At 74.1% G+C, this 15,444-nt stretch carries 14 protein-coding genes; 7 read left to right on the top strand and 7 right to left on the bottom strand.

Annotated features, from left to right (window positions below; genetic code table 11):
• Nucleotides 1-18: 18 nt before the first annotated feature.
• From C4U44_RS27685 to C4U44_RS27695, 3 genes are all read right to left on the bottom strand, one after another.
• Complete coding sequence (locus C4U44_RS27685; RefSeq protein WP_103888843.1) at nt 19-729, bottom strand: FAD:protein FMN transferase; 711 nt, start codon at nt 727-729, stop codon at nt 19-21.
• Between the two features lie 124 nt (nt 730-853).
• Nucleotides 854-1,351, bottom strand: coding sequence for an FMN-binding protein (locus C4U44_RS27690; protein WP_103888774.1), 498 nt, complete (start codon nt 1,349-1,351; stop codon nt 854-856).
• 7 nt (nt 1,352-1,358) lie between these two features.
• The gene (locus C4U44_RS27695; RefSeq protein ID WP_103888775.1) at nt 1,359-2,723 is read right to left on the bottom strand and encodes a ferredoxin reductase family protein; all 1,365 of its coding nucleotides are present in this window, start codon (nt 2,721-2,723) and stop codon (nt 1,359-1,361) included.
• A 152-nt stretch (nt 2,724-2,875) separates the two neighbouring features.
• Here C4U44_RS27695 and C4U44_RS27700 point away from each other — a divergent pair, with 152 nt between their 5' ends.
• A complete protein-coding gene (locus tag C4U44_RS27700) occupies nt 2,876-3,619 on the top strand; it encodes a response regulator transcription factor (RefSeq protein ID WP_103888776.1) in 744 nt (247 codons plus the stop codon).
• Nucleotides 3,616-5,070, top strand: coding sequence for a sensor histidine kinase (locus C4U44_RS27705; protein ID WP_103888777.1), 1,455 nt, complete (start codon nt 3,616-3,618; stop codon nt 5,068-5,070). The genes C4U44_RS27700 and C4U44_RS27705 overlap by 4 nt, the downstream gene beginning before the upstream one ends.
• A gap of 14 nt (nt 5,071-5,084) precedes the next feature.
• On the opposite strand, the gene C4U44_RS27710 is transcribed toward C4U44_RS27705, so the two are convergent.
• Nucleotides 5,085-6,212, bottom strand: a complete 1,128-nt coding sequence (locus C4U44_RS27710) for a MerR family transcriptional regulator (RefSeq protein ID WP_200823428.1) — start codon at nt 6,210-6,212, stop codon at nt 5,085-5,087.
• Between the two features lie 63 nt (nt 6,213-6,275).
• On the opposite strand from C4U44_RS27710, the gene C4U44_RS27715 reads away from it, so the two are divergent.
• The gene (locus tag C4U44_RS27715) at nt 6,276-6,743 is read left to right on the top strand and encodes an NUDIX domain-containing protein (protein WP_200823429.1); all 468 of its coding nucleotides are present in this window, start codon (nt 6,276-6,278) and stop codon (nt 6,741-6,743) included.
• A gap of 67 nt (nt 6,744-6,810) precedes the next feature.
• Here C4U44_RS27715 and C4U44_RS27720 read toward each other — a convergent pair whose 3' ends face one another.
• Together C4U44_RS27720 and C4U44_RS27725 are read right to left on the bottom strand one after the other, a co-directional pair.
• Nucleotides 6,811-8,736, bottom strand: a complete 1,926-nt coding sequence (locus C4U44_RS27720) for an N-acetylmuramoyl-L-alanine amidase (protein ID WP_322973684.1) — start codon at nt 8,734-8,736, stop codon at nt 6,811-6,813.
• Nucleotides 8,737-8,981: 245 nt separating this feature from the next.
• Nucleotides 8,982-10,235, bottom strand: a complete 1,254-nt coding sequence (locus C4U44_RS27725) for a serine hydrolase domain-containing protein (RefSeq protein ID WP_235032392.1) — start codon at nt 10,233-10,235, stop codon at nt 8,982-8,984.
• 414 nt (nt 10,236-10,649) lie between these two features.
• On the opposite strand from C4U44_RS27725, the gene C4U44_RS41660 reads away from it, so the two are divergent.
• Both C4U44_RS41660 and C4U44_RS27730 read left to right on the top strand, forming a co-directional pair.
• On the top strand, nt 10,650-10,808 hold the full coding sequence (locus tag C4U44_RS41660) for a hypothetical protein (protein WP_160145116.1): 159 nt from the start codon (nt 10,650-10,652) through the stop codon (nt 10,806-10,808).
• Between the two features lie 206 nt (nt 10,809-11,014).
• On the top strand, nt 11,015-11,335 hold the full coding sequence (locus C4U44_RS27730) for a GYD domain-containing protein (RefSeq protein WP_103888848.1): 321 nt from the start codon (nt 11,015-11,017) through the stop codon (nt 11,333-11,335).
• 219 nt (nt 11,336-11,554) lie between these two features.
• Here C4U44_RS27730 and C4U44_RS27735 read toward each other — a convergent pair whose 3' ends face one another.
• Nucleotides 11,555-13,528: a potassium transporter Kup gene (locus C4U44_RS27735; protein ID WP_103888778.1), complete on the bottom strand. Its 1,974-nt coding sequence runs from the start codon at nt 13,526-13,528 to the stop codon at nt 11,555-11,557.
• Nucleotides 13,529-13,732: 204 nt separating this feature from the next.
• Here C4U44_RS27735 and C4U44_RS27740 point away from each other — a divergent pair, with 204 nt between their 5' ends.
• Together C4U44_RS27740 and C4U44_RS27745 are read left to right on the top strand one after the other, a co-directional pair.
• A complete protein-coding gene (locus tag C4U44_RS27740; RefSeq protein WP_103888779.1) occupies nt 13,733-14,245 on the top strand; it encodes a SigE family RNA polymerase sigma factor in 513 nt (170 codons plus the stop codon).
• Nucleotides 14,246-14,421: 176 nt separating this feature from the next.
• Nucleotides 14,422-15,342 (top strand): hypothetical protein, encoded by a 921-nt coding sequence (locus C4U44_RS27745; protein ID WP_103888780.1) that lies wholly within the window; start codon nt 14,422-14,424, stop codon nt 15,340-15,342.
• The last annotated feature ends 102 nt before the right edge of the window (nt 15,343-15,444 follow it).

Below are 15,444 nucleotides of genomic sequence, written 5' to 3' on the forward strand. Positions count from 1 at the left end.
GCGGACGCGGCCGCTCGGTCAACCGCCGGGGCCGCGGGTGGTCCACGTGGAGCCGTCCGCGGTGACCGCGAAGGAACGGGTGCCGGGAAGGGACTCCAGCCAGCCGCAGGCGAGGTCCCCCATGGCGTAGCCGGCGGTGGCGCAGGTGTCCGCCTCGGTCAGGCCGCGGCAGATCACGGTGAGGGAGGCCGGCGCGGCGCGCGGCGGCCGGCCGGTGCGGGGGTCGACGATGTGGCAGCCGCGTTCGGCGGACCCGGAGGTGGCGACGGCGAGTTCGCCGTCGGCGTGCACGACCGTCGCCAGGGCGCCCTTGCGCAGCGGGTCGCTCACGCCGATCCGCCAGGGCCCGCCGTGCACCTGGACGTCCCCGCCGCCGTTGACGCACACCGCCGCCGCGCCGGCCGAGGCGAGCATGGCGGCCGCGCGCTCCACCGCCCATCCCTTGACCAGCCCGGTGGGGTCGAAGGCGCCGCCGGCCCCGTACCGGGCGCTGAACCAGCCGTCGCTGCGACGTTCGGCGTCCTCGCAGAGCCGCATCACCTCCCACACCTCCGGCGTGCACTTCGACAGCGCCAGCGTCCCGGCGCCCAGGCGGCTGATCTGGCTCTCGGGCCGGTAGGGGGAGAACACCTCGTCCACGTGGTGCAGCCAGGCCACCGCCGCGTCGAGGGCCGCCTCGACGCGCGGGCCCGTGCCGCCGCGCACGTCGAAGGAGAAGACGGTGCCCATGGTGTGCTCGACCCGCCGCACCCGGTCGGCCCGCGCGTCCTGATCAGCCCGGTCCACCCGGTCCACCCGGCCCGCCCTGCCGTCCGTGCCCGGCACGCCCGCCACGTCAGCCAGGTCAGCCACCTCAGCCACCCGCCTTGTCGAGGGCGCTCTGCAGGGACTGGATGTAGCCCTCGCTGGTGTAGGTCGCCCCGGAGACGGTGTCGATCTTCGCGCTCTGCGCCGCGATCGCCTCCTGCGTGAGCTGGGGCACCGCGAAGGTGGTGATCTCCTGGTCGCGGGGGCTGTCCTCGGGCACCTGGAGGGCCGACACCGCGGTGATCCTTCCCGCCTTGAGGGTGACTTTGAGCTGGACCGGCCCGTAGCGGGTCTGCACGGTGTCGCCCTGCACGGTCCGGGTCCCGGCAGTACCCCCGGACGCCCCGGACGAGCCGCCCGACCCCGCGGCGGGGGACGTCGCGGAGGCGGACGGGGCGGGCGCGGGGGCCGCGGACCGGGTGGTGGCGCCGGCCGCCTCCGCGGTGGTGTGCGGCTTGAGGCTGAGCAGGAGGACGACGCCGCCGGCGGTCGCGACGGTGCTGAGCAGGACACGCCGCAGGGGGCGGCGGGAAAGGCTGTTCACGGGCGTCTCACAGTTCGAACGACTCGTGGTGGATGTGGCGGGCCGGTACTCCGGCGGCGCGCAGCGCCTCGTAGGACGCCTGGGCCATGCCGGGCGGTCCGCACAGGTAGACGTCGTGCTCGGCGACGTCCGGCACCGCGACGCGCAGCAGGTCGGCGGTGAGCCGCGGGCTTCCGCCGTCGGGCTGGTTGAGCAGGTAGTGCAGGCGGGCGCCGCGGGAGCGGGCGATCGCCTCCAGCTCGCCGCGCAGTACCAGGTCGTCCGCGGTGCGGGCCCGGTGGATCAGGGTGAGGTCGCCCGGCCGTGCCGGCAGCGACTCGAACAGGGCGCGCAGCGGCGTCACCCCGACCCCGCCGGCGAGCAGCAGCACCTTCCGCCGGGTCCTGCGGTCCGCGGTCAGCGCGCCGTACGGTCCCTCGGCCCAGATCCGGGTGCCGGGGCGCAGCCGGGCCAGCGCCGCGCTGTGGTCGCCGGACGCCTTGACGGTGATGCGCAGCAGGTCCGGCCGCGGCGCCGTGGACAGCGAGTACGGGCTCGCCGTCCACCACAGCCCGGGGGCCAGGAAGCGCCAGCGCAGGAACTGGCCGGAGCGGGCGGCCAGCTCCGGCAGCCGGTCGCCGCACACGATCACCGACACCACGCCCGGCGCCTCCCGGACCACCCGCGCCACGCGCAGCCGGTGCCGCAGGTTCAGCCGGAGCGGCGCCGCGATCCGGTACCAGAGCACCGCCGCCGCGGCGGCCGCGTACAGGGCGTACCAGAAGGCGCGGGCCAGGGGGTGGGTCGCGAAGTCCGCGCCGAGGGCGAGCTGGTGCCAGAAGGCGAGGAAGACCGCGAGGTAGGTGAGCAGGTGCAGGTAGTACCAGGTCTCGTAGCGGACCCGGCGGCGCACCGCCCTCGCCGAGACCACTCCCACGGCGAGCAGCAGCAGCCCCCCGATGGTGCCCTTGAGCATGTCGGGATAGGTCAGCACGACCGAGGTCGTCTCGCCGACCAGGCCGGAGTGGGCCTGCACTGCGTAGCCCCACAGGACCAGCGTCACGTGCACCAGCAGCAGGCACACGGTGTACCGGCCCAGCGCGGCGTGCCAGCGGGCCACCCGGTCGCTGCCCACGCCCTGCTCCAGGGCGGGCACGCGCGCCATCAGGCCGACCAGCAGCGCGCAGGAGTAGCCGCAGAGCAGCCCGGCGATCCGGCCCGCGCCGATCAGCCAGTCCGCGGTGCCGACCACGGTGCTGGTGTCCTGCCACCACAGCGCGAGCACCGCGGCGACGCCGGCCCAGCCGAGCACGAGGACCGGTACGGCCGGGGAGCGCCGCCCGGGCGTCGCCACCGCGTGCCGCGCCGGACGCGGGCCGTATGTGGTGGTCATGGGGGAAATCCTTTCCTTCGCCCTGCACGGCCACTGTGCGGGCGGAACCTCTCAACCAGCTCTGAGTCCGCCGTCCCCGGGACGGGTCACAGCGGATTCAGAGGAGAACCGGAGCCCGCCCCACCTCTTCGGCGAGGGATGCTGGACGGACCATGGACACCGCACCGCGCGTTCCGCCCGCGCCCCTCACCCGCCCCGACGGCTCCCCCGTCCGGGTCCTCGTGGTCGACGACGAGCCCGACCTGACCGAGGTCCTGGCCGGTGCGCTGCGCTACGAGGGCTGGCAGGTGCGCACCGCGGGCGACGTCGCCTCCGCGCTCGCCGAGGGCGACGCCTTCCGGCCCGACGCGGTGGTCCTGGACATCATGCTGCCCGACGGCAACGGGCTGGCCGCGCTGCGCGGGCTGCGGGCCGCCCGCCCCGACGTGTGTGTGCTCTTCCTCACCGCGCGGGACTCGGTGGAGGACCGGGTCGCGGGCATCACCGCCGGCGGCGACGACTACGTGACCAAGCCGTTCAGCCTGGAGGAGGTGCTCGCCCGGCTGCGCGGCCTGCTGCGCCGCGCGGGCATGACGCGGGAGCGGGACGACGCGGCACTGCTCGTGGTCGGCGACCTCACGATCGACGAGGACGCGCGGGAGGTCACCCGCGGCGGGGAGGCGATCGACCTCTCGCCGACCGAGTTCGAGCTCCTGCGGTACCTCATGCGCAACCCGCGCCGGGTGCTGAGCAAGGCGCAGATCCTCGACCAGGTCTGGTCGTACGACTTCGGCGGCCAGGCCCACGTGGTGGAGCTCTACATCAGCTACCTGCGCCGGAAGATCGACGCGGGCCGGCCGGCCATGATCCACACCGTGCGCGGCGCCGGGTACGTCCTGAAGGCCGCGCCGCAGTGAGGCGGTTCCTGCCGCGCACCCTGCGGGCCCGGCTCACCTGCGGTCTGGTGGTGCTGCTGGCGGTGAGCTGCGCAGCGGTCGGGATCGCGGCCGTCGTCACGCTGCGCTCGTTCCTCACCGAGCGGCTGGACCAGCAGCTCACGCAGGCCGGCGGGACGTTCCCGGCCAGCCTCGAACACCCCGGGCACGGTGAGCCGGACGGCGACAACCACCACGTGGACACCCGCCGGCAGACGCCCGGCACCTTCGGCGCCCGGCTGCTGGACGGCAAGGTCACCGCGGCCGGCGTGGTCCGGTCGGGCGCGAACACGTCCGTGGCCCTGACCGCCGCGGACCGGGCGGCCATCGCCGCGGTCCCGGTGGACGGGCGGAGCCACAAGCTGGAGCTGTCGGCGCTGGACGACTACCGGGTGCGGGCCGTCGACGGGGACGACGGCGACGTGCTGGTGACCGGCCTCCCGCTCAGCGGGGTGGAGGACGCCGTGACCCGGCTGGTCGCGGTGGAGGGCGCCGTGTTCGGCGGGGCGCTGCTGGTCGCGGGAGCGGCGGGCGCGTTCTGGGTGCGGTGGTCGCTGCGGCCGCTGCGCAGGGTCGCGGCCACCGCGGCCGCCGTGACCGCGCTGCCGCTGGCCAGCGGGGAGGTGGCGCTGCCCGACCGGGTCCCGGACGCCGATCCGCGCACCGAGGTCGGCCAGGTCGGCATCGCCCTGAACCGGATGCTGGGCCACGTCGAGAACGCGCTGGGCAAGCGGCACGCCAGCGAGGAGCGGCTGCGCCGGTTCGCCGCCGACGCCAGCCACGAGCTGCGCACCCCCGTCGCCTCCATCCGCGGTCACGCGGAACTGGCCGGGCTGCACCCGGGCCCCGTGCCGCCCGGGGTGGCCCGCGCGCTGGAACGGATCACCGCCGAGTCGGCACGGATGGGCAGCATGGTCGACGACCTGCTGCTGCTGGCCCGCCTGGACGCCGGCCGGCCGCTCGCCCGCGAGCCGGTCGACCTCACCCGGCTCGTCCTGGACGCCGTCGACGACGCGCGCGCCGCGGGCCCCGGCCACCGCTGGGTGCTCGACCTGCCCGAGGCCCCGGTCACGACCACCGGGGACCCGCTGCGGCTGCAGCAGATCACCGGGAACCTCCTGGCCAACGCCCGCCTGCACACCCCCGCCGGCACCCGCGTCACCGTACGGCTCCGGCAGGACGGCCCGCGGGTCCGGCTCGTGGTCGAGGACGACGGTCCCGGCATCCCCGAGGACCTCCTCGGCACCGTCTTCGAGCGCTTCGCCCGCGCCGACCACACCCGGCCCGGCCCGCAGGGCCACGGCGCCGGGCTCGGCCTCGCGATCGTCCACGCCGTCGCGACCGCGCACGGCGGCGCCGCCGAGGTGCGCAGCCGCGCGGGCGCGACCGTCTTCACCGTCACCCTGCCCGGGGGGCACCCGGCGGCGGGGTGACCCGGCCGGGGCGGTCAGGCCACGATCAGGCGCAGCCCGAGTTCCGCCGCGTCGAGGGCGACGAGGTCGCGGTTGCGGTCCGCCCAGCGGCCCGAGGACAGGTCGTCGCGCAGGCCGTTCACGGCCCGCTGCTCGGCCTCGGGCCCGACCCTGGTCCAGACCGACACCGCCCGGCGCACCTCCTCGTCCAGATACGCCTCGGGCCGGCGCCAGTACGCCTCGAAGAAGCCGTCGGCGCAGTCCCACGGGACGAGCACCGGCTCCGCGCGGCCCCCGATCGCCTCGGTCAGGTCGGCCAGCGAGGGCCAGTCGACGAGGAGTTCGGCGAATTCGGGCAGGTAGTCGCGGGTGAGCCAGAACCGCCGCTGCCAGCCTGTCCCGCTCGCGTCGTAGGTGAACACCACCACCCGGCGGGCCACCCGCCGCATCTCGCGCAGCCCGGCGATCGGGTCCTGCCAGTGGTGGACGGTGCTGAAGGCCATCGCGGCGTCGAAGGACTGGTCCGGGAAGGGGAGGCTCTCCGCGGCGGCGGCCACGCACGGCGCCGCGCCCGCGGGACGCTGCGCCCGCATGACCGCCGACGGTTCCACCGCGGTGACCTCGCGGTCCGTGGGCTCGTAGGAGCCGGTGCCCGCCCCGACGTTCAGCACCGTCCGCGCGTCGCCGAGCGCCTCCCACACCCGCGCGGCGATCCGCGGCTCGGTGCGCCGTGTCGCCGGGTAGGCGGACCCGATCGTGTCGTACAACTGTGCGCCGAACACGCGTAGTTGCTCCTCGGGAGTGGTCCTGATCCCCATGGCCCGTGCCTCCAGTTCCCTGTCGATGGCCGTCACCATGGCCGCGGCGCGGTCCCGCTGCTCCCGCAGCAGGCCGCGCAGCCGGCGCAGGTGCGCGACCGCGTCGGTGGCGGGGTCGTCGACGAGGTCCGCGATCTCGCGCAGTCCGAAGCCCAGCCGCCGGTAGGCGAGCACCTCCCGCAGCCGCTCCACGTCGCCCGAGGAGTAGGCCCGGTACCCGGCGGCCGTCCGGGCGGACGGCTGCACGAGGCCGATCTCGTCGTAGTGGTGCAGCGTGCGGACGGTCACGCCGGCCAGTTCGGCCACACGCCCCACGGTCAGGTGCTCTTCCACGCCCCCGACCATGCGGCATGACGCCACGTGAGGGTCAAGGGCCCCGCCGCCGCGTTCCGCCCGCAGACTGGGCCGATGACCGACATCAAGCGCAGCGCGGGCCTGCTCCTCTTCCGCCGGACCGGTTCCGGGGTGGAGGTGCTGCTCGGCCACATGGGCGGGCCGTTCTGGGCCCGCAAGGACGCCGGCGCGTGGACGGTGCCGAAGGGCGAGTACGAGGGCGGCGAGGAGCCCTGGGACGCCGCGCGGCGCGAGTTCCGCGAGGAGTTGGGGCTGCCCGCGCCGGAGGGCGAGGCGCTGCCGCTGGGCGAGGTGGTGCAGTCCGGGGGCAAGCACGTGACGGTGTGGGCGGTGGAGGGGGACCTCGATCCGGCGGACGTGGTGCCGGGCACCTTCACGATGGAGTGGCCGCGCGGCTCGGGGCGCACCGCCGCCTTCCCGGAGTTGGACCGGGTGGCGTGGTTCGGGCTCGACGCGGCGCGCGGTGTCGTCGTCCGGGCGCAGGCGGAGTTCCTGGACCGCCTCGCGGTGGCGGTCGGGTGACCACGCAGGAGCCCCCGGCCGCGGCGACGTGCGCGCCGCGGCCGGGGGCCCTGGGAGCCGGGTGGCGTCAGCCCACCGCGACGTCCGAGGAGTTGACCAGGGCCAGACGGTGGTTGTACTGGATCGTGTACACCGTGCCGGCGCCCGGGATGTAGGTCTCGGTGGGGCGCGTGGTGCCGTTGGCCGGGTAGAAGTCGTCCCGCTGGACCGGCTGTTGCGTCGCCACGTACGCCTGCCCGGAGGGGAAGGCGTACTTGCTGAGCGCGGGTGCGGAGTCCGGGGCGAGGCCCGCGGGGTACTCCGACGCGTCCGGGTACGCCTCACCGAAGAGCGGTGCGGTGGCACCGGTCGGCTGGACGATCTTCACGTGCTTCGCCCGGACCGTGTTGGCGCCGTCCGGGTTGTCGAACCACACCTTCTGGCCGCCGTACCAGATCGCCGTCCAGTCGCCCTGCTGGTCCGCGACGACGAACTGCTGGCCCGCCGAGACCGTGGCGCTCCAGTCGTTGATCTCGTCGGTGCCCGGCGCGGCGTTCGCGTGCACGTACGGGTCACCGGCCAGCGGCGCGGTCGCGCCGGGCGCGCTGCGCACGAACAGGAAGTTCGACGGGGCGGTCTGGTCGGTGCAGGAGGTCGTCGCGCCGGTCGGGTCGTCCGCCGGGCAGACGCTCACCGTCTGGTCGTCGGACGCGAACTCCGGGGCGATCGTCACCGCGGTGCCGACCGGGCCCACGCCGTGCCGGCCCGCGTCCGTCGGCGCGCCGAGCATGGCCATGAACCGGTTCCAGTCCCAGTACGGTCCCGGGTCCCAGTGCATGCCGGAGACGAGCGAGTCGACCGGTCCGGGCACGTTGTCGTGGCCGATGATGTGCTCGCGGTCCAGCGTCACGTGGTACTTCCTGGCCAGGTACTTCACCAGGTCGGCCGTGTTCTGGTACTGCACCTGCGTGTACCAGCTCGCGCCGTGGGCCGCGAAGCCCTCGTGCTCGACGCCCACCGAGTGCATGTTGAACCAGTAGTTGCCGGCGTGGAACGCGAGGTCCTTGTCGGCCACCGACTGCGTCACGGCGCCGTCGGAGGACCGCATCACGTAGTTCGCCGCGTCCCCGCTGGCCGGGTTCTGGAAGGCGTCGATCGCGGTCTGGTAGGAGGTCTCGGTGTCGTGGATGACGATGTAGTCGACCTTCATCCCGTCCGCGGGACGGTTCGCCACCTGGTAGTTGGTCGTCGCCGCCGGGGCGAGCTGGCAGTCCAGGTTCACCGGGCAGTCGGTGCCCGAGGACGTCGTCTTCTTCAGGTGCAGGGACGCCACCCGGCCGGTGTCCGCCCGCAGCGACGGCTGGGACGCCAGGTCCACGTGCTGGCCGTCGGCGGTGGTGCGCGCGGCGCCCGCCTTCATCGTCGCGAACACGCGGTTGGCGAAGCTCTCGGCCGCCGCCTGGTCGGTGGATCCGCTGTACTTGGCCACCGCGGCGTACCAGTCCGCCGGATCGGTGGGGGTACCGCCTTGCAGGTCCTTCTCGTACGACGCCAGCAGCGCCGCCGCGGCACGGACGTTGTCCCGCCGGTCGGTGCGCACCTGCTGGGCGGGCGCGCCGATCAGCTTGGCGCCCGCGGTCAGCGTGTGCAGCGACGGGTCGGCCGCGAGCGACGCGAGGTCCGCGCGGCCGGCCGCACCGGCCTCACCGCCCCCGACCATCGACGGCGTCACGTCGGTCAGGCTCATCGGCCCGTACCCGCCACTGGTGTTGTGGCCCTGGTGGACGTCCCACTGGGACTCCTCGTACGCGACGGCCATCAGTACCGACTCCGGCACCTTGGACTCGTGCGCCGCGAAGGCGAAGTCCTGCTGCTCCCCCGAGGAACTCGACCCCGAGCCGCCGCCGTGCGGGCTCGCCAGCGCCATCGGCGCCGACACACCCCCGGCGACGACCAGCGTCGCGCCCACGACGTACGCGGTGAGCTTCCGCCTCGATCTGCGCCTGTGCCCCAAGGTCCCTCATCCTCTGCCGTTGTACCGTCTGTTCACTCTCACCCCACGGGTGATCGGACGTCAGCCTACGCGCGATCATCATTCCGGTTGATCGGACCGCGCGGGGGCGGCGCGGCGTGGCGCGGCTCTGCCCGGGATGTGCGCACCACGGACACGGAACGGACACCGAACGGACAGGCCGCGGACAGAAAAGGGCCCCGGGCCGGCAGCCCGGGGCCTTCCTGCGAGCGGGATCGGACGGGGTCTCAGTCCCCGAAGACGTCCGCGAGAACCCGCTTCGTCAGCTCGGTGGACGGCGTGGTGCCGTCGGGAGCCCGGTCGGAGTTGACCAGGACGACGATGGTGGCCTGCTTCTTCGGGTCGTAGCCGACGAAGCTGGAGTAGCCCGGGATCGCGCCGTCGTGGCCGACGAACCCGGCGTAGTCGCCCACCGCCAGGCCGTAGGAGGCGGCGTCGGACGCGGCCGGCCGTGCCTTGACCGTCGCCGCGGTGGTGGCGGCCGGAGCCGCGGTGGAGGTGAAGGTCATCTGCTCCTTCCGCATCTGGGGGGTGAGCAGCTTGCCGGTGGCCAGCGCCGGGGCCCAGCGGTTCAGGTCGGCGAGGGTGGAGGTGACGGCCCCCGAGGCCCACGTCCAGGAGGCGTTCGCCTGGGTGGCGTCCGCCGGCTTGCCGGCCGAGTAGTCGGCCCAGGCCGCGTCCTTGCCGGTGAGGACGGGCGCGGTCAGCGAGGCGGTGTCGCTGAGGTACTGGTAGCCGTGGGCGGCCGGTGCGGCGATCGCGGTGCCGCTGGCGACGCGGGTGTCCTTCATGCCCAGCGGCGTGAAGATCCGCTGCTGGAACAGCGTCTGCAGGGACTGCCCCGTGACGTGCTCGGCGGCCATCCCGAGCAGCACGGTGTCCGTGGCGGAGGAGTGGAACCCCTTGCCCGGCGCGAAGTAGGGCTGGTGTTTGAAGGCGACGTCGAGGAGGGCCTGCGGGGTGTACTTCGTGGCCGGGTGCGCGTCGAGGGCCTTGTTGAGGGCCGGGTCCTGGGCGTAGTCGTACAGCCCGCTGGTCATCTTCAGCAGCTGGCGGACCGTGATGTGCTGCCCGTTGGGCACGCCGGCGACGAGCCGGGAGACGGGTTCGTCAAGGGTGATCTTGTGCGCGCCGGCGAGTTGCAGGATGACGGTCCCGGTGAAGGTCCGGGTGACGTCGCCGATGCGCATGTGGTCGGCGGCGGACATCGCCTGGCCGGTGCCGAGGTTGTCGGTGCCGAGCGCCGTGGTGGTGGTCCCCCACTTCGGCATGGTCACCGAGACGATGGCGCCGGGGATGCGCAGCTTCTGCATCGTGCCGAGAAGGTCGGGGACGAGCTTCTTCTCCACCAGCCCGGTCTTGTTCGGGTCCGGTGCGGGGTGGGCGATGGCCGGGCCGCGCGCGCTCGCGGGCAGGGCGGCCGTGAGGGGCAGGATCGAGGCGATCAGCACCGCCCGCCAGGCGCGTCCGCGCGTGAGCACGGGTCGCTTCCGGAAGACGCGGGAGGGGTCGGGGGAGGTGGCCTGCGCCGGAGCGGTGAGTGCCGGACGGCGCGTCCGTGCGGTTTGCGTACGGGGGGTCATAGCTCGCTTCCAGTTCGCCGCGAGGGTGGGTTGGGGCAGCAGTGTCACCCGCGGTGCCCGATTCACGGCTTTTGCTCCATCGGTGAGCGTGTCCCCGGCTCCGCCGGCCGACCCGGCGGCAGCAGCGGCCGGACGTCCCGGTTCACCAGCGCCGGCACGGCAGTTGGGTGAGCGCGCGGGTTGTCACCGCGACCGGGACCGTCACCGGAACGGCGCCCGGCCCGGCAGCGCCGGGGTCCACCGATCGGTGGACGGAAGGTTCGACCGGGCGATCCTCCTGCCGCCGGGGGGCGTGCGACCGGCATCGAGGGCATGCGCAATCCTCCTGTCCGCAGGTCTCGTCGGAGCGCCGGGCGCCCCTGGCGGGCGAGGGTCGGCTGGTTCCTGGCCGGGTTCGTCTTCGTGGCGCTGTGCCTGGGCGCCGGTGCGGCCCCGGGCGGGCACGCCACGTCCACCGCCACGCGGTGGTGACCGCGATCGACGGCGGCCTGATCACCCGCCGTCCCGGCCCGCGCCGGCCGTCGCCGTCCCGGCCGGGTGCGCCGGCAGCCCGGGGTCCCGCACGGCCGCGGCACGCCCGGGCTCACCCGTTCGGCGGTCAGTGGGTGGCCGGGCGGCGGACGGCGGAAGACCCTGGTGAGGGGCACGGAACCGGGGTGGACAAGGAGCGTCACCTGATGGCCAAATACCTCATCCAGGCGAGCTACACCACCGAGGGCGCCAAGGGCCTGCTGAAGGAGGGCGGCACGGGGCGCCGCAGGGCGATGGAGGACGTCGTCGCCGGTCTGGGCGGCACCATCGAGGCGGTGTACTTCGCGTTCGGGGAGTACGACCTGGTGAGCATCATCGACTTCCCCGACGCGACATCCATGGCCGCGGTGAGCCTGCGGGTCAAGGCGAGCGGCGCCATCGACACCAGGGCGACCCCGCTGCTGACCGTCGAGGAGATCGACGAGGCGGCCCGCACCGAGGTCGCGTTCCGGCCGCCGAAGGCGTGACGTGAGCGACGGCGTGCGTAGGGGCGTGAGCGTGAACGTGCGGCAGACGCGGGGCGGGCGCGGCGACGGCCCGGCCGGAAGGAGGAGCGGGCGATGAGGGCACTGGAGACGATCGGTTTCTCGCTGCTGGTGATCGCGATCTGTATCGGGACCCTGCTGTTCCTCATGGGCGGCACCCACTACCAGCGGAAGAAGTAGGGAAGCAGCGGCGCCGCGGGGTCAGACCTCGATGTTCGACCCCATGATGACGGTCCGCTCGCGGGGCAGGCCGAAGTGCTCGGCCGCGTCGGCGGTGATGTACGAGGTCGCGACGAACAGCCGCTTGCGCCACGGCCGCATCGTGGGCGCCTTCCCGCGGCGCAGCTCGATGGTCGACAGGAAGTAGGACGCGCTGTCGAGGTTCAGGCGCCCCTCGGTCCTGGCCGGGTCCAGCATGGCCAGCGCGGCGGGCACGTCGGGCTTCTCCATGTAGCCGTAGCGGGCGGTGACATGGATGATCCCGTCGTCGGAGTAGCCGAGGCCGTCGATGATGACGCGCTCGTCGGGCCCGACCCGGGGCATCGGCACCGTCTCGATGCACAGGATCACCACGTGGTCGTGGCGCACGTGGTTGTGCTCGACGTTGGCCCGCATGGCCAGCGGGGTGGTGTGCTTGTCCCGGTTGAGGAAGACCGCCGTGCCCGGGACCTGGAGCACCTCCGGCTTCCCCTCGCGCAGGTCGTCCACGAACTCCCGCAGCGAGCCCTCGCGCCGGGCCCGCTCCTCGGTGACCGTGCGGCGGCCGCGCTGCCAGGTGGTCATCACGGTGAACGCGGTGAGGCCGATCAGCAGCGGCAGCCACGCGCCGTGGATGAGCTTGGTCAGGTTGGCCGCCACGAACAGCAGGTCGACCAGGAGCAGGAAGGTCGCCCCGATGCCCACCAGCCAGGCCGGCGTGCCCCACCGGGTCCGCGCGACGTAGAAGAACAGCAGGGTGGTGATCGTGATGGTGCCGGTGACCGCCATGCCGAAGGCGAACGCCAGGGCCGTGGAACTACGGAAGGCGAAGATCAGGGTGAGCACCGAGGCCAGCAGCAGCCAGTTGATGAAGGGCACGTAGATCTGGCCGATGGTGGACTCGGAGGTGTGCGCGATCCGCATCCGCGGCAGGTAGCCGAGTTGGGCGGCCTGCGAGGTGACCGAGTAGGCGCCGGTGATCACCGCCTGGGAGGCGATCACCGTGGCCGCGGTGGCCAGGAACACCATCGGCAGCCGCCCCCAGTGCGGCACCAGCAGGAAGAACGGGCTGCTGATGTTGCGGGGGTTGTCCAGGATCAGCGCCCCCTGGCCGAAGTAGCTCAGGATGCAGGCCGGGAAGACGAGGAACAGCCATGCGCGGGTGATCGACCGGCGGCCGAAGTGCCCCATGTCGGCGTACAGCGCCTCGGCGCCGGTGACCGCGAGCACGACCGCGGCCAGCGCGAAGAACGCCGTGCCGAAGTGGCCGGCCAGGAAGCCCAACGCGTAGCCGGGCGAGAGGGCCTTGAGGATGCCGGGGTGGTCGGCGATGCCGCCGATGCCGCAGGCGGCGATCACCGAGAACCACAGCACCATCACCGGCCCGAACACGCGGCCCACCGCGGCGGTTCCCCTGCGCTGGACCAGGAAGAGCACCACGATGATCGCCGCGGTGATCGGCACGACGGCGTCTTTCAGGGACGGTTGGACGACCTTGAGCCCTTCGACCGCGGACAGCACCGAGATCGCCGGGGTGATCATGCTGTCGCCGAAGAACAGCGACGCGCCGAAGATCCCCAGCGCCGCCAGCACCATGGCCGCCCGCCGGCTCCGCTGCGCCTTCCCCTGCCGGAGCAGGGTGATCAGCGCCATGATGCCGCCCTCGCCGTCGTTGTCGGCGCGCATCGCGAGGAGCACGTAGGTGACCGACACGATGATCGTGACCGACCAGAACACGAGCGACACGACGCCGTACACGTTCTGCGAGGAGACCGGCACGGGGTGCGGGTCGTCGGGGTCGAACACGGTCTGCAGCGTGTAGAGCGGGCTGGTCCCCAGGTCCCCGAAGACGACGCCGAGCGCGCCGATCGTCAGGGCCAGTTGGGCCGTTTTCCGCGCGCCCGACCCGGGTTCCCGGACCTCCGGCGCCGGCTCCGAGCCGCCGTCAGGCACGTTTCCCCGCCCACGATCAGGCATGACGTTCCTCCTCCGCGCGGTCTTCGTGGCCGGATCGGCGCACCAGCGGACGATATCCCGATCCTCGCGCGCGGCCGGGATGCCGGGCGCCCCCGTCCCGGCGCCTCCTCCACCACCCCGTCTTCCTCGCGGAGCCGGTCCGTAACGTTTCCCGGGCCCCGGCGCGTCATTGGAGTGTGGACCGTACGGGAGGGGTGGGGCCGGATGCGTAGTGCGGCGACCGATGCGTACCGGGAGTTCGCGGCGGCGCGGGCGGGGCACCTCTTCCGCTCCGCGTGCCTGCTGGCCGGGGGCGACACCCACCTGGCCGAGGACCTCGTCCAGGAGACGCTGGGCCGGATGTACGTGGTGTGGGGCCGGATGGGCAAGGTCGACAACCCGGCCGGCTACGCCCAGACGGTGCTGGTGCGCACCTTCCTCACCCACCAGAGGCGGCGCAGCAGCCGGGAGAGACCGTCCGCCGAGCTGCCGGACCGCCCCGCGCACGACTCCGGCGGGGACGCCACGCTGCGGGTCACCCTGCTGACCGCGCTCGCCGCGCTCGGGCCCAAGGACCGGGCCGTGCTGGTGCTGCGCTACTGGGAGGACCACAGCGTCGAGGAGACCGCCGCGGCCCTGCAGTCCACGCCCGGCGCGGTACGCACCCGCTCCGCACGCGCCCTCGCCCGGCTCCGCCACGAACTGGACGGCAGCCTGGTCGATCTCGTGACCGGCTGAACGGGCCCCGACGATCGGCTCGTTCGGCCGGCCGGCCCCGAACGCGGCCGTGCCCGCGCGGTCCTGTCCCTCCCGGGGTGCGCCCCACGCACCTGGCCGCTCCCCCGCTTTCCCTCCCCCCCGCTCGCTTCCGTTCCCCCTTCACCGACCGTGCCCCCAGAAGACGGAGATCCCGCATGCCCAACCACCCTGACCCGACCGCGTACGACGCCTCCGACGACCCGGCCGGCGCCGCCGAGGCGGACGCCTTCACCACCGCGTTGCGACGCGCCGCGGACGGCCTCCCGCCCGCCGACGGCCGGGCCCTGGTCGCCGCCGGGTTCGCCCGCGGCCGTACGCTGCGCCGCCGCCGCGCGGCGGTGGTCACCGCGGGGGTGGCGGTGCTCGCGCTCGCCGGAACCGGCGGCGTGCTGGCGGCCGGTGCCGGCCACGGCACGGCGACCGGCACCGCGACCGGCGTCGCCGCCGCCCCGGACCGGTCCGGCGGCTCGCCCGCGTCGGGGAGCCTCGCGGCCACCGCCAAGGCCGTCCCGCCGGTGAGCGCACGGCGGATGGAGGACCTGCTGGTCTCGCTGCTGCCGCCCGGCACGATCTCCGGGCGGGACGGGCGCGGCACCGACGACCCCCTGCCGCCGTACGCGCACGTGGTGTTCGACGACGGCCACGGCCCGGCCGCGATCGAGGTCATCGTCGAGAACGGCGGTGCGGCCCCCGCGGAGTGCTCCTCCGACGCGCCCGCCGGCACCTCCTGCACGCAGTCCCACGTCCACGGCGGCACCCTCACCGTGCTGAAGACCTTCGAGTACCCGGACCACCGCGCCGAGACCAAGGACTGGGAGGCCGTCTTCCGCACGAAGGACGGCGCCCAGGTCACGGTCAACGAGTGGAACGCCGCCGCGGAGAAGGGCGCTCCGGTGAGCCGCCCCGAACCGCCGCTCAGCGCGGCCCGGTTGGGCGCCCTCGCGACCAGCGACGTGTGGCGGAAGGTGATCGCCGCGACGCCGCGCGCGGACAAGGCCGGTGTGCCCGGGAAGGCCGGTGCCGGCACGAAGGACGGGGCGGTCCCGAACACGTCCACCGGCGTGGTGGCGGGCTGAGCACGGCCGCGGCGGCGCCCCTCCCGGCCCGGCAGGGCGGGAGGGGCGCCGCCGTACGTCCGCGGGTGCTCCGCCCGCTCCCGGAGCGCCGTCCGGACCCGT

This window comes from Actinacidiphila yanglinensis (assembly GCF_900107965.1).
Lineage (GTDB): Bacteria > Actinomycetota > Actinomycetes > Streptomycetales > Streptomycetaceae > Actinacidiphila > Actinacidiphila yanglinensis.